General features: G+C 34.9%; 11 protein-coding genes. 9 read left to right on the top strand and 2 right to left on the bottom strand.

Annotated elements, in window-relative coordinates; translation table 11 throughout:
- Positions 1 to 168: 168 nt before the first annotated feature.
- The 3 genes from BUE22_RS20960 to BUE22_RS20970 all read left to right on the top strand — a co-directional run bounded on the left by BUE22_RS20960 (position 169) and on the right by BUE22_RS20970 (position 6,119).
- The gene (locus BUE22_RS20960; protein ID WP_073397948.1) at positions 169 to 1,608 is read left to right on the top strand and encodes a glycoside hydrolase family 28 protein; all 1,440 of its coding nucleotides are present in this window, start codon (positions 169 to 171) and stop codon (positions 1,606 to 1,608) included.
- A 21-nt stretch (positions 1,609 to 1,629) separates the two neighbouring features.
- Positions 1,630 to 3,606: an alpha-L-arabinofuranosidase C-terminal domain-containing protein gene (locus BUE22_RS20965; protein ID WP_073397949.1), complete on the top strand. Its 1,977-nt coding sequence runs from the start codon at positions 1,630 to 1,632 to the stop codon at positions 3,604 to 3,606.
- Between the two features lie 74 nt (positions 3,607 to 3,680).
- Positions 3,681 to 6,119 carry a glycoside hydrolase family 95 protein gene (locus tag BUE22_RS20970; RefSeq protein WP_243396766.1) on the top strand — a complete coding sequence of 813 codons (2,439 nt, stop codon included), beginning with the start codon at positions 3,681 to 3,683 and terminating at the stop codon, positions 6,117 to 6,119.
- A 313-nt stretch (positions 6,120 to 6,432) separates the two neighbouring features.
- On the opposite strand, the gene BUE22_RS20975 is transcribed toward BUE22_RS20970, so the two are convergent.
- Positions 6,433 to 10,491 carry a hybrid sensor histidine kinase/response regulator transcription factor gene (locus BUE22_RS20975; RefSeq protein ID WP_073397951.1) on the bottom strand — a complete coding sequence of 1,353 codons (4,059 nt, stop codon included), beginning with the start codon at positions 10,489 to 10,491 and terminating at the stop codon, positions 6,433 to 6,435.
- Between the two features lie 1,036 nt (positions 10,492 to 11,527).
- On the opposite strand from BUE22_RS20975, the gene BUE22_RS20980 reads away from it, so the two are divergent.
- The 6 genes from BUE22_RS20980 (at position 11,528) to BUE22_RS21005 (ending at position 21,945) form a co-directional block, all read left to right on the top strand.
- Complete coding sequence (locus BUE22_RS20980; protein WP_073397952.1) at positions 11,528 to 14,470, top strand: SusC/RagA family TonB-linked outer membrane protein; 2,943 nt, start codon at positions 11,528 to 11,530, stop codon at positions 14,468 to 14,470.
- A gap of 5 nt (positions 14,471 to 14,475) precedes the next feature.
- Complete coding sequence (locus BUE22_RS20985; RefSeq protein WP_207761260.1) at positions 14,476 to 16,083, top strand: RagB/SusD family nutrient uptake outer membrane protein; 1,608 nt, start codon at positions 14,476 to 14,478, stop codon at positions 16,081 to 16,083.
- A gap of 33 nt (positions 16,084 to 16,116) precedes the next feature.
- Entirely contained in the window at positions 16,117 to 17,184 is a 1,068-nt protein-coding gene (locus BUE22_RS20990; protein ID WP_073397954.1) for a SusE domain-containing protein, read from the top strand.
- Positions 17,185 to 17,290: 106 nt separating this feature from the next.
- Positions 17,291 to 18,388, top strand: a complete 1,098-nt coding sequence (locus tag BUE22_RS20995) for a glycoside hydrolase family 53 protein (RefSeq protein ID WP_073397955.1) — start codon at positions 17,291 to 17,293, stop codon at positions 18,386 to 18,388.
- A gap of 75 nt (positions 18,389 to 18,463) precedes the next feature.
- Positions 18,464 to 19,423, top strand: coding sequence for a glycoside hydrolase family 53 protein (locus BUE22_RS21000; RefSeq protein ID WP_244152491.1), 960 nt, complete (start codon positions 18,464 to 18,466; stop codon positions 19,421 to 19,423).
- Between the two features lie 143 nt (positions 19,424 to 19,566).
- Positions 19,567 to 21,945: a DUF4982 domain-containing protein gene (locus BUE22_RS21005; RefSeq protein ID WP_243396768.1), complete on the top strand. Its 2,379-nt coding sequence runs from the start codon at positions 19,567 to 19,569 to the stop codon at positions 21,943 to 21,945.
- A 398-nt stretch (positions 21,946 to 22,343) separates the two neighbouring features.
- Here the strand turns inward: BUE22_RS21005 and BUE22_RS21010 are convergent, their stop codons facing one another.
- Positions 22,344 to 23,021: a response regulator gene (locus BUE22_RS21010; RefSeq protein ID WP_243396859.1), complete on the bottom strand. Its 678-nt coding sequence runs from the start codon at positions 23,019 to 23,021 to the stop codon at positions 22,344 to 22,346.
- Positions 23,022 to 23,080 lie beyond the last annotated feature (59 nt).

The following is a 23,080-nucleotide window of genomic DNA, read 5'->3' on the forward strand; positions in this document are numbered from 1 at the left end:
TTTAAAAAAGATTTAAGCAGATTTTGCAGATTTTTTTTTAAATCTAATCTGCTTAAATCTGTAGAATCTGCGTGAAAAAAAAAACGCTGCGACTTTACGAGATTAAAAAAATAAACCAAAAACTTTGCGTAGACTATCTTAAACAAGGTTTTTAATAAATAAAATGAAATGAAAAAGAAATCTATAATCGCGATCCTAATTTTTTGTCTTTCCTTGACCGTTTCGGCACAGAATATTTACGACGTTAAAAAATACGGAGCAAAAGGAGACGGGAAGACCAATGATGCCGCTGCCATTCAAAAAGCAATTGATGCCTGTAGTAAAACGGGTGGAAGAGTTTTAATTCCGGCACCGTTTATCTTTTTAGCTGGACCAATTGATGTAAAATCAAAAGTAGATCTTCATATCGAAGCCGGAGCGAAATTATTGGCAAGTCCGGATGAAAAATTATACACAAAAAGCGCTTTCAGAACCAATCCGGGAGAAGGGACAATTTGGATTGGAGGAGAAAATGTAGAAGATTTTACCATTAGCGGAAGCGGAAAAATAGATGGAAACGGAATTTCTTTTATGGGTGAAGAACTCGAAGATTCTTATGTTTTAAAACCTTTTAATGTACTTGATCCACGTCCACACGTGTTGACCATTATTGGAGGAAAAAATATCAGAATCAAAGATGTTCATATCGGAAATTCGGCTTACTGGACCATTCATTTGGTTGGCTGTAATGATGTTGTTATTAGCGGTATTACTTTGTTGAACAGCCTAAAAGTCCGCAATAGTGACGGTATCGATTTGGATCATTCCAAAAATGTGAGAATCAGTGATTGTTATATTGAAAGCGGCGATGATTGTATTTGTTTGAAAAACAGAAGAGAATTTGAAGAATTTGGAGCCTGTGAAAACATTACGGTGACCAATTGTACAATGACGAGCAGCAGCTGCGCCATCAAAATTGGTTCAGAAAACATGGATGCGATTAGACAAGTGGTTTTCAATAATTGTATTATTAAAAACAGCAATCGCGCGTTGGGAATTCAAAATCGAGATGAAGGAACAGTAAGTGATGTTATTTTTTCTAATATTATTATCGAAGGTAAATTAACGACAGATACCTGGTGGGGAAAAGCAGAGCCCATTTATGTAACGGCTTTTAGCAGAGCAAAAGGAAATCATAAAGATGCCAACTGGCGTTTTCCAAAAGGAGCAACAGAAGGAAAAGTAGGCGAAATAAAAAACATCTATTTTTCTAATATTCAGTGTACAGGAGAGAACGGTGTGTTTGTAAGCGGAGAATCAAAAGATAAAATTAAGAATATTGTTTTTGATAATGTGAGTGTTTTTATTGATAAAACAACCTCTTTTCCTGGCGGAGTGTATGACAGACGCCCCTCTAATGTAGAAGGTTTTGTAAAAGGAAGTACTTCGGGATTTTATTTTGATTCAGCAGAACGTATCAAAGTGCAGAATTGTACCGTACAATGGGGAAAAAATAAACCGGAATATTTTAAATACGCAATCGAAAGTAAAAATGTTGATGATTTAATTGTAACAAATTTAGACGGACAATCAGCTTTTCCTGCTAAATTAGAGGCAGTAAAAAAATAATTCCTTCCATTCCAAAAAACTATGAAAAATAATATCCTTAGAACATTCACCATTTGTATGCTTTTAAGCAGTTTTTATGTAAATGCTCAAAAAACAATTTTAGAAGTTGATGCCACGAAAACCATCACCAAAATTCAGCCAACGATGTTCGGTTTGTTTTTTGAAGATATCAATTTTGCTGCAGATGGAGGATTATATGCCGAATTGATTAAAAACAGGTCTTTTGAATTTGATAAACCTTTGATGGGTTGGGAGCAGCCCAATACAAAAAGATCTTCTTTGAATAAAGAATCCGGAAGTGCAGCGCCAGTCAAAATTGAGGCAGATAATACGGTTTTTTGCAGAGTAGAAATTAATAATGCTAAAGGTTACGCTTTAATAAATGAAGGCTTCAGAGGAATGGGAGTGAAAAAAGATGCAAAATATAACCTTTCATTAAAAGCAGCCAATCACAATTCGGCAATTCAAAAGATTATAGTTCAGCTTATTGATAAAGACCAAAAAGTAATTGGAGAAACGAGCATTGTTCCAAAATCAGAGGAATGGGCAAATTATACTGCATCAATTACAGCAACTCAAACGGAAGCAAAAGCAAAGCTGAAAATAACTTTTGAAGGAACAGGAACGATAGATTTAGATATGATTTCGCTTTTCCCGGAAGATACCTGGAAGAACAGAAAAAACGGACTTCGTAAAGATTTGGTACAGCTTTTATATGATATGAAACCTGGATTTTTACGTTTTCCCGGAGGTTGTATTGTTGAAGGAAGAACATTGTCTGATCGTTACCAATGGAAAAAATCAGTTGGAAATGTAGACGATAGAGAAACAAAGATGAACCGTTGGAATGTAGAATTCAACCATAAACAAACTCCAGATTATTTTCAAAGTTTTGGTTTAGGATTTTTTGAGTATTTCCAACTTTCAGAAGATATTGGAGCAGAACCATTGCCGATTTTAAGCTGCGGAATGGCTTGTCAGTATAATACAGGAGAATTGGCAGCCATAAACGAACTAGATCCTTATGTACAGGACGCTTTAGATTTAATCGAATTTGCCAATGGTGCCGTTACGTCCGCTTGGGGGAAAATCCGTTCCGATATGGGACATCCAAAACCTTTTAATCTAAAATATATTGGAGTTGGAAACGAGCAATGGGGACCAGATTACATTGACAGATACAAAGTTTTTGAAAAAGCAATTAAGGCAAAATATCCAAATATCATAATTGTTTCAGGAAGCGGGCCTTCACCTGCAGGCGAACATTTTGATTTTGCTATGCAAGAACTTAAAAAACTAAATGCAGAATTGGTAGATGAGCATTATTACGAAAGCCCGAAATGGTTTAGAGAAAACGCAGGACGTTATGATAAATACGACAGAAAAGGCCCAAAAATATTTGCAGGAGAATATGCCGCACAAAGTGTTTCGGGCGCAAATCCGAATAACAGAAATAACTGGGAATGTGCTTTTTCTGAAGCCGCTTTTATGACTGGTTTAGAAAGAAATGCAGAAGTAGTTCATTTAACATCTTATGCACCTTTAATGGCGCACGAAGATGCCTGGCAGTGGACTCCAGATATGATTTGGTTCAATAATTTACAATCTTACGGTTCGGCAAACTATTATGTACAGCAGTTATTTTCAACTAATAAAGGAACTGATTTGTTAAGTATTACCAAAGATGGAAAAGCTTTAACGGGACAAAATAGTTTATATGCTTCGGCAGTAAAAGATGCAAACAGCAAAGAAATAATTGTAAAATTGGTAAATACAGCCGAATCAGCACAAGATGTTAGTCTTGATTTAAAAGGAGCAAAATTAGGATCAAAAGGAACAATTATTAGACTTGAAAGTCCAAATACGCAAGATGAAAATACTTTTGCAGATCCGAAAAAGATAACTCCAAAACAAAGCGAATACAAAATAACAAAAGGAAACCAGCAATTAAATCTTCCGGCTTATTCGGTAACTGTTTTAAAACTCAAAATGAATTAATTAATTGTAAATTGTCGATTGTAAATTATTAATTGAAAAATACCATGCTTTATCATTTTTTTAAAAAGGTCTTTGTGCTTATTGCTGTAATTACTGGATTTTCGTGTTATGCACAAAATTTAAAACTTCAATACGATAAACCCGCTGTCGAATGGACAGAAGCGCTTCCTATTGGAAATGGAACTCTGGGCGCAATGGTTTTTGGAAGGGTAGATTCTGAATTAATTCAGTTGAATGAAGCTACTTTGTGGAGCGGCGGCCCCGTGCAGAAAAATGTGAATCCGGATGCTTTTAAAAATCTGGCGCAGATTAGGGAAGCATTAACGAATGAAGATTTTGAAAAAGCTTATAATTTGACTAAAAATATGCAGGGTGCTTACAGCGAAAGTTTTATGCCGTTGGGAGATCTTATTTTAAATCAGAATTTTAACGGACAAAAAGCGGATTCTTATAACAGAAGTCTTGATATTGAAACAGGTTTAGCAGTAACCAATTTTAAAATTGATAGCGTAAATTATAAAAGAGAAATATTTGCTTCGGCACCGGCACAATGTATTGTTATTAAACTTTCGGCAGATCAGTTAAAAAAACTTTCTCTTACAATTGATGCTTCAAGCCTTTTAAGAAATCAAAAAACAATACAAAATCAGGCGTTGGTTTTAAACGGAAAAGCACCATCTCATTCAGACCCAAATTATATTGATTACAATAAAGAACCCGTTATTTATGATGATGTAGCAGGTTGTAGAGGAATGCGTTTTGAATTGATTATAAAACCAATTATAAAAGATGGAGAAGTAAGTTCTGATGGAAACAAACTAGTGATTAAAAATGCATCTGAAGTATTACTTTTTGTTTCAGCAGCAACCAGTTTCAATGGATTTGATAAATGCCCGGATAGTCAGGGAAAAGACGAACATAAATTGGCAGAAAGTCCAATTAAAAAAGTTGTTGCCAAAAAATACGATAGTTTATTAAAAGAACATATTGCAGATTTTCAGCATTTCTTTAATAGAGTTTCATTACAACTTAATCAAAAAGAAACCAATAAATCTAATCTGCCTACAGATACAAGATTAGAACAATATGCGAAAGGAGAAAAAGATGCCGGACTTGAAGCTTTATTTTTTCAATACGGACGTTATCTTTTAATTTCATCTTCACGCACACACAATACGCCAGCCAACTTACAAGGCATTTGGAACAATAAACTTCGCGCTCCCTGGAGCAGTAATTATACCACAAACATTAATTTACAAATGAATTACTGGCCTGTAGAATCAGGAAGTTTATCTGAATTGTTTTTTCCGCTTGACGAGTTCATAAAAAATGTTTCTGTAACAGGAGCTGAAACTGCCAAAAGTTATTATCATGCCAACGGTTGGGTATTGCATCATAATTCGGATATATGGGCAACCACAAATCCGGTTGGTGATTTTGGAAAAGGAGATCCTATGTGGGCCAATTGGTACATGGGCGCCAATTGGTTAAGCAGACATTTATGGGAACATTACCAATATACAGGCGATGTGGCATATCTTAAAAAAGTATATCCAATAATAAAAGGTGCGGCAGAATTTAGTTTAGACTGGCTGCAAAAAGACAAAAATGGTTATCTGGTAACCATGCCTTCGACATCACCGGAAAACAAATATTTTTATGATGGAAAAAAAGGAGGTGTTGTCACGACTGCTTCGACGATGGATATTGGAATCATAAAAGATTTATTTGAAAATACCATCGAAGCTTCTAAAGTACTCAATACCGATTTAGAATTCAGACAAACGGTAAGCCAGGCAGCAGACAAATTACTACCTTTTCAAATTGGCAGTAAAGGACAGCTTCAGGAATGGTACAAAGATTTTGAAGATGAAGATCCGCATCACAGGCATACTTCTCATTTATATGCTTTACATCCTGCTAATTTAATTTCGCCATTAAAAACTCCGGAATTAGCTGAAGCTGCAAAGAAAACATTAGAACTTCGCGGCGATGATGGTACTGGCTGGAGCCTTGCGTGGAAAGTAAATATGTGGGCAAGACTTTTAGATGGAAATCATGCTTATAAATTATTCAAAAACCAATTGAGATTAACAAAAGATAATGATCCGAAGTACAGCAGACATGGAGGATGTTATCCGAATCTTTTTGATGCTCATCCACCTTTTCAGATAGACGGAAATTTTGCCGGAACCGCAGGCGTTATTGAGCTGTTAATGCAAAGTCAGAATAAAGAAATTCATCTGCTTCCCGCTCTTCCCGATGCCTGGACAGACGGTGAAATAAAAGGCATTACGGCAAAAGGTAATTTTACTGTAGCTATAAAGTGGGAGGGTGGTAAAATGACACAGGGTACAATTTTGTCTAATAATGGCGGTAAATGTTCTGTAAGAGCTGAAACACCATTTGTAATTGAAAAGCTTAATATCAAAAGTGAGAAATCGTCTATAGGTTATTCTGCAGTATTTGAAACTAAAAAGGGAATTTCATATATTATAGTACCATCCAAATAGATTTTCTGGGAAAAGTATATAATATTATTGTGAATAAATCTCTCGCAAAGACGCAAAATCGTAAAGATTTTGTCATTTCGACGAAGGAGAAATCTCCACGAGTAACTCCGCAAAGAGAATCCAATCTTTGTCGAGCTTCTCACGGAGATTTCTCCTTCGTCGAAATGACAATATTGTGTTTAAATTCTACCAATATTTAACTTCTAACGGAGTACTAAAAAATATCTCGGAGAGATTACATATTGGTAGAAATCAATTATTTGTGCCATTTTTTGTCCCGTAGGGACTACACTTATTAATTAGCTTGAATTAATTACGTAATATCTCTCTTCTGAATGATATTCAATTCCTTATTAAAAGAATTTCTGTATTTTTTGATATACTCTGAAGGTTTCATCCCAAACAATTTTACGAACTGTTGGCGGAAATAACGTTGATCTTCTATACCTACCTGAGGTCCAACCTGCGCGATATTAATATTTTCAGTAAGCATAATTACGGCAGCTCTGCGGATTCTGATCGACCTGATAAAAACATTTACAGTTTGCCCCGAAATCGCTTTAATCTTTTTGTAAAGACTAGAATGACTCATGCCCATTGCGGCAGAAAAACTCTTTAAATTAAATTCGCTGTTTTCAAGATTGGCCTCGACGATTTCGATACATTTATCAAGAAATTCTTTGTATTCAACAGGAACTTTATTGACATTTTCACGAAGTGTAATACTGTCTAAGAAATACTTGCGTAATTGCCCCCTGTTTCGAAGAACAGCATCAACACGCGCCAGAAGTATATCACTGTCAAAAGGTTTGGTAACATAATCATCTGCACCTTCGGTAATGCTCTGCAAATGAATGTCATTGCTGGTTGTAGCTGTGAGAAGTATCACCGGAATATGGCTTAAATCATCATTTTGTTTGATTTTTTTACATAAATCCAAACCGTTCATGCCTTCCATAGAAATATCGCTCAGTACAATATCAGGCATGTGTTTTTCAACAAGTTTTAATCCTTCAATTCCATTTACTGCCGAATACACAATATAGTTTTTGGTAAAAAGCTGTACCAGATAATGATTCATTTCGGGATTGTCTTCAACGATTAAAAGTACTTTTTTCGTACTGATTAATGCTGACTGTATATTTTCGGGATTTGTAGGTTGATTTGTATTTTGATTATCTGCCGGCATTCCTTCTAAAAGTTCACCTACAAGAGGCGACATTTGCGGATAATTTTCATTGATGTTTATTTCTGCAAAATGACTTTTTCCTTTTGGAAGTGTAATCGTAAACGAAGTACCTTTTCCTACTTCGCTTTTACACGTTATTTCTCCATGATGTTTAGTCACAAAATATTTGGCAACATAAAGACCTATTCCAAAACCATTGCTGGTTTTGGACTGACCTTGCTTGAATTCTTCAAAAATAGTATCAATATCATTCTCGTTAATTCCGCTGCCGGTATCCGATATAATAATCGAAACATCAGCCGTTTTCTCGATGATTTCAATACTTATAGTTCCTTTATTTGGTGTGAATTTGAAGGCATTTGAGATTAAATTGAAAAGCGTAATTTCTATTTTTTCATAATCGCCATATATTTCAGCTGCTGTTTTTTCTTCAATAAACTGATAATTTAAACTTTTAACTGACGCCATTTGCGTAAAGCTGTCATAGATTTCACGGCACAAACTGTTTAAATTAATCTTAGAAATTTTGAGTTCATCAAGATCTGTTTCAGCTTTTCTAAACAACAGCAACTGATCCGTAAGACTCAATAATCTTTTGGCATTTTTATAGGCAAGATTCAGATCGAGATCATCTTCAGAACGGGATTTTCTGTCGATTGCACTTTTTAGCGGATTTATAATTAAAGATAGGGGAGTGCGCAGTTCATGAGCCATATAAGTAAACATAGAAAACTGCTTTTCGGCATGTTCCTTGTCTTTTTTATGCTCCATACGGGTCAATTTTATTTCGTAGCGAAGTCTTTCCTTATTTTTATGATACCTTACATAGGCATAAATGGCACCGGCAGCAGCAATAAGGTAAAAAGTATAAGCCCACCATGTTCTGTACCAGGGCGGAAGGATTTTTACCGTTGCCAGCGTTACTTCATTCGTCCAATTTCCAAAAACATCGGTTGTTTTTACTTTAAAAAAATAGGTTCCTTCCGTTAGTCGGGAATAATTTGCCCGGTTGTTTTTTGAAGTATAATTCCAGTCTTTGTCCCAACCTTCGAGGAAATAAGCGGTATTAATTTTTTCGGAATTGACATAATCAAGATAAACAAAATCAAAACTCAATGCCGATTTTTCATAAGGAAGTTCGGCGCCGCTTATCATTTCGAGTTTTTTTTCTGTGATATACGGACTGTCTAATTTTAAAGGTTGATTGTTTACCAGTAAATCATTCAATAAAAATTTGCCCGTATTTTTTTTGTCTTTTATATTGTCAGGATCAAAAACATTGAATCCGTTTATACCGCCAAAAATAAATTCTCCTGTCGAAAGTTCAGTACCTGCATTCCAGCTAAATTGACTGCCTTGAAGTCCATCAGAAACTCCAAAATTTCTGAAAGTATTGTTCTTGGGGTTCAATCTCGAAATTCCGTGATAGGTACTCATCCATAAATCTCCTTTTTGATCTTCCAGAAGGCGAAGGATTGTATTACTCGAAAGGCCGTTTTGTGTGGTATATTTTTTAGAAGTGCCTGTTTTTGGGTTGAAAAAAAGCAGACCGCCTTCGACAGTACCAATCCAGAGATTTTTGTTTTGATCTTCGGTTATACATCTGATAGTATAATCGGAGTGATAGTTTTTTACTTTTTTGTTTTTTGGATTTATTTCAAAAAAAGAATTGAAAGTTCCGCCCCAGATTTTCCCGTCTTTGGTTTCGTAAAGGCAAGTTACATCGCGCAAAGTATTACTGTAGCAAATGAATTTATTTTGTTTTCTATCCAGTTGATATAGCGCTCCGCCGTTAGTAACGGCAAGCCACAGCGTTTTTTTTGAATCTAAAAACAGCAGCCACGATTCTTGTTCTGCTTTTTTAGTAAATTGATTGTAAATGGAGAAATTCTGGATTGCTTTTGATTTAGGAACAATTCGGCAAACACCGCCTTTCCACATAGCAACCCAAACCGCGTTATCAGCATCCCTAACAATGCTTGTAACAAAATTGCTCTGAATCTTTCTGCCGGCAGATGAAGTTGTCGAGTAAACATCGTAAGTATTTTGTTTTCTGTTCCAGTATCGCATTCCGGCGCCATCAGTACCAATCCAGATGTTTTTCTTTTCATCTTCACAGAAAGAAAGCATGAAGTTTGCGGCAGGATCTTCGTCTTCTTTATTGGTTAGTGGATCCTTGCTTTTAAAATGATTAAAATCGAGCGGTTTTTTCCCCATCATGCTTACGCCGCCACGCAGGGTTCCAAACCACATTTCTCCGGTTTTACTTTCGAATATATCATACAAAGATGTACTGTTAAGCAATGCAACCGGACCGCTGGCACGATATAAAATTGGAGTAGATTGATTTTTGGTAATCGTATAAAGTCCTGCACCGTCGGTAGCAATCCAGAGTCTGTTTTCCTGCTGAAAAAAATCGCGTACGACTGTTTTTTCCAGAAAGTAATTTTTAGAATAACTATTCAGATTATCATTATATAAATACGCCCCTTCGTCTGATCCAATCCAGAGTCCGTCATTTGTAAGTTTAATGCAATTTGCGCCTGTAATTGTATTGTTGAGAAGTGTTAGTTTATTTGATTTAATATCGTACTGGCAAAGACCAGTTCCGGTTATAAAAACATAGAAGTTTTGCTTTTTCTCATTATAAGATATTGATCTTGCGATGTAATTTAATTTTCCGTTAAAAGGGATTGCTGTTCCAATTTTCTCACCTTCTTTATAAAGTACGATCGCCTCTTTTGCAGCGACAAGAATGATGTGCAGAGAATGTACCGCAATGATTTCGTAGGCGGTAACGTTTAAAGGTTTTATTTTTTTATTCGTATCATAATATTTCAGTGGGCTAAAAGAAGATCGTTCTGCATTAAAAACTACAGGTCCGGCAGTTGTTCCTATCCACAAATTATTTTCAAAGTCACCTTCGATACAACTAATGGCATTTCCCTGAATCGAATTTGGATCTATATGAATATGGCGGTAAATCTTAAAATCATTTCCATCATATCGGTTCAGTCCATCAAAAGTTCCAAACCACATATAGCCATTTTGATCCTGATAAATAGAGGCAACAGAATTGTTTGAAAGTCCTAATGAAATATCAAGATGTCTTATCGGGTAATTCTGTCCAAATGCATTTATATGCAAAAGACTAATAACAAGAAAGAACGTTAACTTATTCATAGATTTTTTTTTATAAAGCACGTTGCTCTTTGATATACGAAAAATGGAAGAGTTGCGATCTAAAAGCCGGATCAATTTTTATGTGAATATATTTGAAATCTGTATACTTTGCGAAATTAAAACAATTATTATGTAATGTTTAAAAAACACTACTGGTTTTTTAGATAGTGATTACCTGTTGGGCGCAATTTTTTTCTAACACATAGAAACATAGATTTAATGATTTTGAAAAGATAAATCAAAAGAAACTAGTTTCTCACACATAGTCCCGAAGCAGAATGTCATTGGTTAAGCGGAAATCTATAAAATTACTATAGTTTAATCAGGAAAGTAATTAGAAAAATCCGTTTTTATCAGCATTTTCGCTTTAGCGAATCAGTAAAATCAGCGTCTAATTTTGACGCGGATAAAACAGATTTACTTCGTAAAAACGCGGATAAAAACGGATTTTATTTGCAATAATTTTATGTTTCTATGTGATAAAAATAATTGCACGCAAAGTGATAGTTTCTGATAGTATCGTTTTTTTTCAATTTTCTAATGTAAAAATTGAGATTTAAAGTTTTTTTTAATCTTATTTTTTCAGAATAAACCGATTAAAATCCGAAGCTAATTTGTTATTAAATCTATTATTTTAACGGACAATAATTTGGATTATCATTTTTTTTGACAGAAAAAATTGAAGAATCTGTTTTTATTAAGTGTTGAGCAGACACTTTTACGAAATTGTCCCCTTTTATAAATGAATTTTTCCCTGTCTTAATATCTGGCTCTGTACTTAATTTGCAGAGTGAGTTGATAAGCTATAACGTTTGAGTAATCTTATTTTATTTTTTGTTCAGAGTAAGTCAACTAAAACAAACTAACCAATTATCTTAACCAAAAACACTTTAAACATGACCAACATTCCAAAGAAAAATTCATTGAGAAAAACCTTTTCTTAATGTAAAAAAAAAGAGTAAACTTAATATCTCTGCAATCATTTTACCACAGTTAATTAATAAAAACTAACTTAAACCAACCCAATTAAAAAAGTATGAAAATAATTAAAACCAAATTTTTACTTTTATTATTCTTGCTTCCTTTTTGTGTTTTGGCTCAAAACACGATTAGCGGTGTTGTCCTGGAAAAAGGGACAAAGCAGCCCATACCAGGAGTAAACATAAAAGTATCTGGAACAAATAGTAGTACATCGACCGACTTTGATGGAAAATTTCAATTATCCGGAGTAAAAGCAGATAGTAAAATTACGTTTTCCTATACCGGTTATACCAATCAGACTATCGCAGTTGCCGGACAAAAAAACATAACTGTTTCTCTTGAAGAAGATAATAATCAACTAAAGGAAGTTGTTGTTCAGGTAGGTTACGGAAGCGTTAAAAAGAAAGATGCTACCGGATCTGTTACTGCACTTTCTACAAAAGACTTTAACAAAGGAAATAATATTACTACAGAAAATCTGCTTAACGGAAGAGTAGCTGGTTTAACCGTAAATTCAACTGGTGCTCCGGGGTCTAGTTCTCAAATTAGAATTCGAGGAGGAAGTTCACTTTTTGCAAGTAACGATCCTCTTATTGTCATCGATGGATTACCGCTTGATAATACGACAAATACAGGAGCCTCTTCATTTTTAGCCTCATTAAATCCTGCGACTGTAGAATCTATTACGGTTTTAAAAGATGCATCGGCGTCTGCGATTTATGGTTCCCGCGCTTCAAATGGTGTTATTATTATTACTACCAAAAAAGGAAGTAAAACATTATCTGTAGATTATAATGTACAATATGCTGCGGGTACACTGATTAAAACGGTTGATGTTTTAAGTGCAGATGAATTTAGAGGCGTTATTGCAGACAGAAGAAGCGATGATCTGGATAAACTGGGAACTGCAAATACAGATTGGCAAAAAGCAATTTACAGAAACACAGGAACGGTAGATCAAAGTTTAGCCGTTAGAGGAAGTTTATTTAATATCATTCCAACGAGTTTAACGCTGGGAAATACAGATCAGCAGGGATTGCGTTTAACCAATAATTTTAAAAGAAACACGGTTGGTTTAGTAATGAATCCAACTTTTCTTGACAATCATTTAAAATTAAGGCTTTCGGCCAATTATACAAACGAAATAAACAGATTTACAGATGCTGTTGAAGGATCGGCCATTGGTTTTGACCCAACGCAGCCCATAAAAGTGGATGGTGCGCCTTACGGAGGTTATTTTGAATATACTACAGGTGTAGACGCCAACGGAAATTATCCGTTAGTATCGACTGCAGCAAGAAATCCTGTTTCGCAATTGTTGAATACAAACGACAGAGGAACAAATGACAGAATTTTCGGAAATTTTGAAATTGATTATAAATTTCATTTTTTACCCGCTTTAAGAGCTGTTGTGAATGTTGGTTATGATGAATCGAATGGGGACAGAAGAAGATTGGTAGGTGCCGATGCCGGTTCTGCTCCGTCAAACAACAACATTCCGTACGGGACAAATGAATATACAGAAGCAACCAGAAAAAACAAATTATTAGATACTTATTTAGTTTATAATAAAACTTTTAATGCATTGAATTTTGAAATGACAGGTGGTTATTCGTATCAAAAATTTCAAAGTTCAAAATTTGAAACAGGTAATATTCTAAACCCGGATTTACCATCAACATATCCTGAAACGACTCTGGATACAGATGTTGTTTTATTAGGATTCTTTGCCAGAACAAATTTAAATTTTAGAGACAAATATTTATTAACGCTGTCTTACAGAAGAGATGGTTCTTCGAGATTTGAAGAAGCGAATCGTTGGGGGAATTTCCCATCCGTAGCTTTTGCATGGAAAATCAAAGAAGATTTCTTTAAAGAAAGCACGGTATTATCTGACTTGAAATTAAGATTAAGTTATGGAATTACTGGTCAGCAGGATATTCCTGAACCAAACGGATATTTACAAAAATACCAGCTTGGCGGTGGAAATTCTGAATACTACTTCGGCGAAAGCCCAATTCCGGTTGCACTTCCTTCAAAAAGAACGAACAATTTGAAATGGGAAGAAACCACTTCATACAATGCAGGTCTTGATTTTGGTTTTTTAAACAATCGCTTATCTGCCGGACTTGATGTTTATTACAAAGAATCGAAAGATTTATTGGTAAATGCTGCAATATCTGATGGTAGTAATTTCTCGAACCGCGTGTATCAAAACGTAGGGAGCTTTACCACAAAAGGAGTCGAGTTTACGCTTAATGCGAATGCTGTTAAAACAGAGAATTTCAATTGGAATATGAATTTTAATATTGCCAAATTCGAAAGAAGAATCAAAAATCTGGTAAACGGAAGCGATATCTTTTTAGGAGACAACATTGCAGGAACAGGAACTCCGGGACAAATTTTCAGAGAAGGTTATACTCCTTATTCTTTTTACGTATACAAACAATTATACAACAACGAAGGAAAACCAATTGAAGGCGCTTTTGCAGATTTAAATGGCGATAATATCAGAAATGACGAAGATAAATATATCTATAACAATCCGGATCCTGATTTTACATTGGGATTTGCATCTAATATGAATTATAAAAAATTCGATTTTTCATTCAATTTAAGAGCCAGTATTGGTAACCGAATTTATAATGCCGTAGACGCAAGCAGAGCACAATATGATGCTATGGAAAACGGAGGGGTTTTAAGTAATGTTCCGTCTCAGATAACAGAAACTAATTTTCAAACTACTTCAAATGTTGTATTGTCAGATCTTTATATAGAGAATGCTTCTTTCTTAAAAATGGACAATGTTACGTTAGGATATACTTTGAACAACTGGTTAAATAGTAAAGCATCGTTAAGAATATCAACAGGAGTTCAGAACGTTTTTGTAATTACAAAATATAGTGGTTTAGATCCTGAAATTACCAACAATGGTGTAGATAAAACGATTTATCCAAGACAACGATCCATCTTATTTGGTCTTAATCTTAAATTTTAATAAAGATGAAAAAATATATTTTAATAACAATTTTAGCATTGACTACCGTTTTTCAGTCTTGTACTGATGATTTAAATGTAGTCTCAGAAGATGATGATGTTCTTTCTTCTGATGTATTATTTTCTACGCCTGAGGGATATAAACAAGCTTTCGCAGGTGTGTACGGAAACCTGACTTTAACCGGAGTTATTGGCCCTAATGATTCGTCTCTGGAAGGTGTCGATGCCGGAACAAGCCAGTTTACAAGATGTTTATTATACATGCAGGAATTAACGACGGACGAACTGGTTTGGAGTTATGAAAATGATGGAGGAACCGCAGAATTACAGCGTAATATCTGGACAGCTGCAAATCCTGTTATTTTGGGAATGTTCAGCAGAACGATGGTTTCTGTTTCTTATGCAAACGAATTTTTACGTCAGAGTACACCAGAAAAACTAACTTCAAGAGGTATTACAAATGCTGCAACTTTGGCCGATATAGCACTTTATCGTCAGGAAGTTCGTGTTTTAAGAGCGTATGCGTATTATAACATGATGGATTTATTTGGAAAAGCACCAATGTATACCGAAAATGATCCTGTAAATTTTACCGGACCTGAGTTTAACAGAAAACAATTATTTGATTTTATCGAAACAGAGCTTAAAGCTGTTTTACCGGATTTAAAAGCAGCCAGAACGAATGAATACGGAAGATTAGACCAATCTATGGCACGTATGATTCTGGCAAAAATATATTTGAATGCCGAGGTATATATTCAAGCCGATCGTTTTGATGATTGTATTACAATGTGTAATGAAATTATAGCAAGCGGTTATACTTTAAAGCCAAAATATTTGGACAATTTTAAAGCAGATAACAATACCTCTGAAGAAATCATTTTTGGAATCCAGTCGGATGGGGCGGTTTCTCAAAACTGGGGAGCAACAACTGTTTTAACAAACGGACAAATTGGTGCCTGGGAAAACAATGGTGCTGATTTTGGAGTTGGCGGCTGGACAGGAGCACTTAGAATCAGAAAAGAATTTGCTCAAAAATTTGACGGTACAAAATTCAGTCAGGATACCAGAAATACAGTAGGAAGAGGAGTTCAGGGCGATCCGGCAAAACAAAGATCAATTGATATTGAAGATATTGGCGTAAAAACACAAGGTTATATTTTATCTAAATTTTCTAATAAAACTACCGCAGGAGTTAGCGGTGTAAGTTCTACTTATGCTGATACTGATTTTCCATTATTCAGATTAGCCGATGTTTATTTAATGTATGCTGAAGCGACTTTAAGAGGCGGAAACGGAACTACGACACAAGCATTAGATTATGTAAATGCCTTAAGACAAAGAGCTAATAGTAATTCGACTGTTGGAAACATTACTTTAAGTGAATTAACGCTTGATTTTTTAATTGATGAAAGAGCACGTGAATTACATTGGGAAGCACACCGAAGACAAGATTTAATCCGTTTTGGAAAATATACGGGAGGATCTTACAATTGGGCATGGAAGGGAAATTCTTCAAAAGGAATCGCTATACCTTCTTACATGAGCGTTTTTCCTATTCCGGAAGGATCATTGGGAGCCAATAGAAATTTGACTCAAAACACGGGTTACTAATTTTTTTTTTTTTAACATAAACGATACAAAAAAATGAAACATATATATAAATTTTTTATAGCTATTACCTTAATTACAGGACTTTGGTCTTGTGAAAACGAAACGGATTTGATGATCGTAGAGCCTCAGGAAGCTGCTTTTTCAATGATTACTCCTGATAACGGTTCTTCGACTATTTTAAATAAAGACACACCTAACAATACTGCCCTGACTTTTACCTGGGAAAAAGTGAGTTACGGAACACCTACTATCGTTACCTATACCGTACAGTTTGCAGCCAGTAATACTGAATTTGCAGCTCCGGTAGATATTACGTCTACAACTTCTACTCACGCCAGTATTACAGTAGCAGAACTGAATGCAAAAGCACTTGAGCTTGGTCTTACGGCTGAGGTTGAAGGAACAATCGATGTTAGAATTAAATCAACGGTTGGAACAACACTTTCAGAGCCAAAACTTTCTACGCCAATTACGATTGCATTGACTCCTTACAGAGGTATATTCCCTAAAATTGATTTGTTTTTAGTAGGACCTGGCACCGCTGCAGGATGGAGTGTAACGAGTAACAATATGCCAATTTACAGAGATACAAAAGAAAACGCAAAGTTCTATTATACAGGATATTTTAATAAAGATGGTTTTAAATTAATTGAGCAAATTGGTTTCTGGGCTCCGGCTTACGGAACAAATGGTGCTGCAGTACAATACAGAGCAACAGAAAGCGATACTGATCCGGGTGTTTTCCCTACGACAGCTTCAGGTTATTATAGTTTTGAAATTAATCTTGAAGAACTAACTTATAAAATTGAGCCTTACACAGGACCAATGACAACGTATGCAGCAATCACTTTAACGGGATCGGTATTAACAGGAGATGACGCCGGATGGAATATGGATGTTCCTTTAGTAAAATCTGATTTTGATGGACATATCTGGAAAGTTACTCAAACTTTGCAAGCCGGAAAAATGAAATTTAAAGCAAACAACAGCTGGGATGTTAGCTGGGGCGATAATGGTGGAGATATTATTGTTGAGGCTGGAAAATATGAAATCTGGTTCAATGACTTAGATGGACGTTACACATTCATACCAACTCCATAATTGAATTAAAAAATAAGAGAAGCCTCAGCTTATTTTGAGGCTTCTTCTTTAACATTAAAAGAAACTTATTTTAAAATTCAAAATTTCAATCATTATAACTCATCTCATGAAAAAATATATAAAAATTCTTGGGTTACTTGCTATAACGGCAATTCAGTTTTCGTGCTCAAGTAATGATAATGCAGATACAGAAGCAGTGAATCCGCCAGATGCAACTGATACTTTTATCAGAGCATCAGATGTTTCTTTTCTTCCTCAAATGGAATCTTTAGGGACTAAATTTTACAGCAACGGCAAAGTAGAAGGAATGCTTACAACACTAAAAAATGCAGGTTGTAATACAGTCCGAATTCGTTTATGGAAAAACCCTGTAAATGGGCGTTCTGGTTTAAGCGAAGTAAAACAATTGGCTCAAAAAGCAAGACAAGCAGGACTTAGAATTTGGCTTACGGTTCATTATTCTGATAATTGGGCCGATCCTGCAATACAGACCACTCCAAAAGAATGGGAAAATTTATCTTTTACCGATTTAAAAACAGCCGTTACCAATTATACATCAACAATAATTACAGAAATCAATCCGGATATTATCCAAATTGGTAATGAAATCAATAGTGGATTATTGTGGCCGCAAGGAAATTTAATTAGTAACGAAGAGCAATGTATCGCCTTATTAACTGCTGCCAGTGCAACAATTCGCAGTAAAGCGCCAAATACAAAAATAATGATTCATTATGCAGGTGTAAACGGTGGTGCAACTGATTGGTTTTTTACCAAAATGAAAAGTGTTGATTATGATTATATCGGATTATCATATTATCCTGTTTGGCACGGTAAAGATTTGACAGAAGTAAAAAATACCATTGATGCTTTAGGGGAAAAATTCGGTAAAAAAGTCCTGATTGCAGAAACCGCTTATCCTTTTACCTTATTGCACAATGATCAGACTAATAATATTGTAGGAACAAACGATCAGTTGGTACCGGGATATCCTGCAACTCCGGCGGGACAAAGAACTTTTGTTATGGAAATTAAAAACATAGTAAAAACATCTCAATTCGGACAAGGATTTGCGTATTGGGGAGGCGAGTGGGTTGCTTTTAAAGGACAACAATCAACAAGTGGTTCTACATTCGAAAATCAGGCTTTATATAGTTTTGACAATAATGCATTATCAGTAATGGAGGCTTTCAGCAAAGACTAAAACATGAAAAATTCACTTAAAATTATATCTTTTTTGATGCTAATTGTACTTGCATTTACTTCATGTAAATCAAAAATGATTAGCGAAAAAAACTCCTTTTCAAAAGGAGCTGATATCGGTTGGCTGCCTCAAATGGAAGCGACAGGTTATAAATTTTATGACGCAGACGGTTCTGAGAAGGACTGTCTGCAATTACTAAAAGACCGTGGAATAAATACGATCAGATTGCGTGTTTGGGTAAATCCGAATGATGATAAAGCCAGCGGACACTGTAGTCCCCAAGAAACAGTTGTTATGGCAGTTCGCGCGCAAAAAATGGGAATGCGTATTATGATCGATTTTCATTACAGCGATTCCTGGGCAGATCCCGGTAAACAAAATAAACCTGCTGCATGGGCAAAACATTCTTTTCAGGAATTGTTAACCGATGTTTACCAACATACGTATGATGTTTTGCAACTGTTGAAAAATGCAGGAGTAACGCCGGAATGGGTTCAGGTTGGAAATGAAATTCCGAGTGGTATGCTTTGGCCGGAAGGACATACAGATAATTTTAATCAGCTGGCACAATTACTTGATAAAGGATATGAAGCTACAAAAGCCATCGATCCAAAAATTAAAGTTATTGTTCATTTAGACGAAGGAAATAAAAGTGAAAAATTCAGATGGTTTTTTGATAAAGCCACTGAAAATAAGGTAAAATATGATGTAATTGGTTTGTCATATTATCCATATTGGATCAAAACCGATTATCAAAGCACCATTTTAGATTTAGAAAATAATCTAAAAGACATGGCTTCCCGCTACAATAAAGAAGTTATGGTGGTCGAAGTTGGTGGTGATTTTGAACAAGTACAAAACACCAAAGAAATGCTGGAAGCTACTATAAAAGCGGTAAAAAGCGTACCTGATCATAAAGGTTTAGGCGTTATTTATTGGGAACCGCAAGGTGAAAAAAGTTGGAGCGGTTATCAATTAAATGCTTGGCTTTCTGACGGTAAACCTTCACCGGCATTGGATGCTTTCAAAAATTAAAAATTAAATTTTACCATTAAGATATTAAGTTTCATAAAGCTAAATGATCTTAATATCTTAATGGTAGAAAAATAAAACAAAAAATGAAATTAATTTTTAGATCAATATTATTCGTATTTCTACTGGTTTTTTCGTGTGGAAAAATGATGTCACAATCAACGACTGTTGTTTTAAAAGACAACTGGCGTTTTTCGAAAGAAGTAACAGAAGAAGCCTTTTCTGTAAATTTTGATGCTTCAAAATGGGAAAAAGTGAGTGTGCCACACGATTGGGCTATATACGGGCCTTTTGATAAAGAATGGGACAAGCAAGTTTCGGCAATTGAACAAAACGGAGAAAAAGTTCCTACTGAAAAAACAGGTCGTACAGGTGCACTTCCGCATATCGGTACAGGTTGGTATCGCAACACATTTTCTATTCCTGAGTTTAAAAAAGGAAAAAAAGCACTTCTTATTTTTGAAGGTGCGATGAGCGAACCTCAGGTTTTTTTAAATGGAAAAAAAATAGGAGAGTGGGGTTACGGATACAGCTATTTTTATATTGATATTAGCAAAGATCTTATTCCGGGATCAGAAAATATATTAGCAGTAAAATTGACCAATATGCCATTTTCTTCAAGATGGTATCCAGGAGCTGGTTTATACAGAAAAGTGAGTATTGAGGTAAAAGAGGAGGAAAGCTTTGTACAATGGGGAACTTTTATTACAACTCCGGACATCAAAGAAAATACTGCTGTTGTTGATCTTAAAGCTGAGGTAAGTGGTAATAATTTGTCGATGGTAACTCAAATAAAAGATGCAGCTAATACTATAGTAGCAACACAGAAAGTTACAGAAATCAAAGATGGAAAATTTCATCAAAATATTTCTGTTGCAAAACCTCATTTATGGAGTCCTGAAACGCCTTATTTGTATACTGCCATTACCAAATTATACGCAGCTGACGGAACTTTAAAAGACGAACAAAGTACAAAATTCGGGATCAGATCTATTAAATACGAAGCCCATAAAGGATTTAGCCTTAACGGAAAAGTGACAAAATTTAAAGGAGTTTGTCTGCATCATGATCTTGGTCCGCTTGGTGCTGCGGTAAACAAAGCGGCACTTCGAAGACAGCTTACGATTCTAAAAGATATGGGATGCAATGCGATCCGAAGCTCTCATAATATGCCTTCTTTTGAACAGCTTGAATTGGCTGATGAAATGGGTTTTATGTTTTTAGCTGAAAGTTTTGATGAATGGGCTAAACCCAAAGTACAAAACGGATATCATCGTTTTTTTGAAGAATATGCTGAAAAAGACATTGTAAATTTAGTGAGAGCCACCAGAAATCATCCTTGTATTGTCATGTGGAGTTCAGGAAATGAAGTTCCGGATCAATATGGAGCGGAAGGTTTGACCAGAGCTAAATTTTTGCAGGATGTTTTTCATAGAGAAGATCCTACGCGTCCGGTAACGGTGGGAATGGATCAGGTAAAACAAACTATGGCATCCGGTTTTGGGTCTTTATTAGATGTTCCTGGTTTGAATTATAGAGTTCATCTTTATGAAGAAGCTTATAAATCATTTCCACAGGGATTTATTTTAGGATCAGAAACAGCTTCAACGGTGAGTTCAAGAGGAATTTATAAATTTCCTGTTGTACAGCAAAAAGAGAAACAATACGATGATCTTCAATGTTCGTCTTATGATCTTGAAGCTTGCAGCTGGTCAAATGTTCCTGATGAAGATTTTGTGCTTCAGGATGATAAACCGTGGGTTATTGGCGAATTTGTCTGGACTGGTTTTGACTATTTAGGAGAACCAACACCTTATGATGAAAAATGGCCGTCAAGAAGTTCTTATTTCGGAATCTCTGATTTGGCAGGACTTCCTAAAGACCGTTTTTACCTTTACAGAAGCAGATGGAATAAGGAGGATAAAACACTCCATATCTTGCCACATTGGAACTGGAAAGGAAGAGAAGGAGAAATTACGCCGGTTTTCGTTTACACAAATTACGACAGCGCAGAACTTTTCGTAAATGGAAAAAGTATGGGCGTTCAGAAAAAAAACAATTCAACTCCGCAAAACCGCTATCGTTTAATGTGGAATGATATAAAATATGAGCCTGGAACTGTAAAAGTTGTAGCATTTGATTCAAATGGAAAAATAGCTGTCGAAAGCGAGGTTAAAACCGCCGGAGATCCTTATAAAATCATTCTCGAAGCAGATCGTAAAGTCATTAAGGCTGATGGAGATGATATTTCTTTTATAACCGTTTCGGTTGTAGATAAAAACGGAATTCCATGTCCTACAGCAGTTAATGAATTGCAATTTAAGGTAACTGGAGCTGCAACGTACAGAGCGGCATGTAATGGTGACGCTACATCTCTGGAAATATTTCATGAAAATAAAATGAAGCTTTTTAGCGGTAAACTGGTTGTTTTGGTTAAATCAGTCGAAATGGCAGGAATAATACAATTGGAAGTAACGGGTAAAGGGCTTCAGAAGGGTAAAATAAATTTAAAGTCAGAATTTTAATTGGGATATTCTAATTGTGGAAAATGTTTTTCCTTTTCAAAATTACCATGATGTTTTTAGATTAGTGTTTTACATAAAAGTAATCAACTGAAAAAGAATATAAAATTATAATTTGTAATTAAACAAAAGAGACGACCCACTCACTGGATCGTCTCTTTTGTTTAATTACTTAAACAGGCCTATAATACTTTTGTTATGCCTTACTATATCAAATCAGGTTGTGAAAATAAAATGTAATTTTTACAATATGTTTTAAAGCTTTTTCACATAAAGAATGTCTGAGTCGCAACCAAAAGCTGCTTCCTAATGTGATTTAACTTTTAATTAATAATGTAGAATTATAGCATCAAAAAACAAGTTGTTACTACCTTAATCCCTAATTAAGAAAGCAACTCCAATTACTGTAATAATCCTAGTTTTTTAGCTTTTTCAATTAGATCTTTATCACTGCCTTTTCCCTTTAAAAGTTGATCTTTTATGTTTGCTTTTCTTTTTTCTATTGCACTCATTGAAAGAGGTATGTAGTTAGGAAGATTGACAGTTTTAACTCCTTGGTAAATTAAGGTTAAAATTTGATTGTCATGTTTATCCCAATTTATATTTTTTTTAAATAAATTTCTTTGAGATTGTATTATGGTATTACTTCTATATATATCACCTTCAAGAATTTTTTTGCAAATGATTGGAAACAATTCAAAGTTAATATCGCTTTTTGAAATGAATCCTTCAGGTTTTATTTCCTTAATGATTTTATCTACCGTTAAGGGATCACTATGCATTGTAAGCAGTACAATTTTGCAATTTGCAAATTTTTCTCTAATAAGTATAGCTAAATCAATGCCATTATTAATATTAAGCTCTTTAAAAGGAGGCAGGCTAATATCTAATAAAGCAAAATCAATATTTATGTTTTCTATTTGTTGCAGTTTTATTTTGTTATATGCATCCTCACAATTATAACTTTTTATAAAACTTGGCTGTTTTTTTTGAAAATCCGTGTCAGATAGTAGGTTAATATAGCTATCAACTGTCATGGGGTGATCGTCAACGATCAAAATCTTAAGACTAATCTTCATTTTTTTTTAAATAGGGTATCAAAGATAATTAAATATTACGGATTTACCGTACAATTGAA

The sequence above is a fragment of the Flavobacterium pectinovorum genome (assembly GCF_900142715.1).
Classification (GTDB): Bacteria; Bacteroidota; Bacteroidia; order Flavobacteriales; family Flavobacteriaceae; genus Flavobacterium; species Flavobacterium pectinovorum.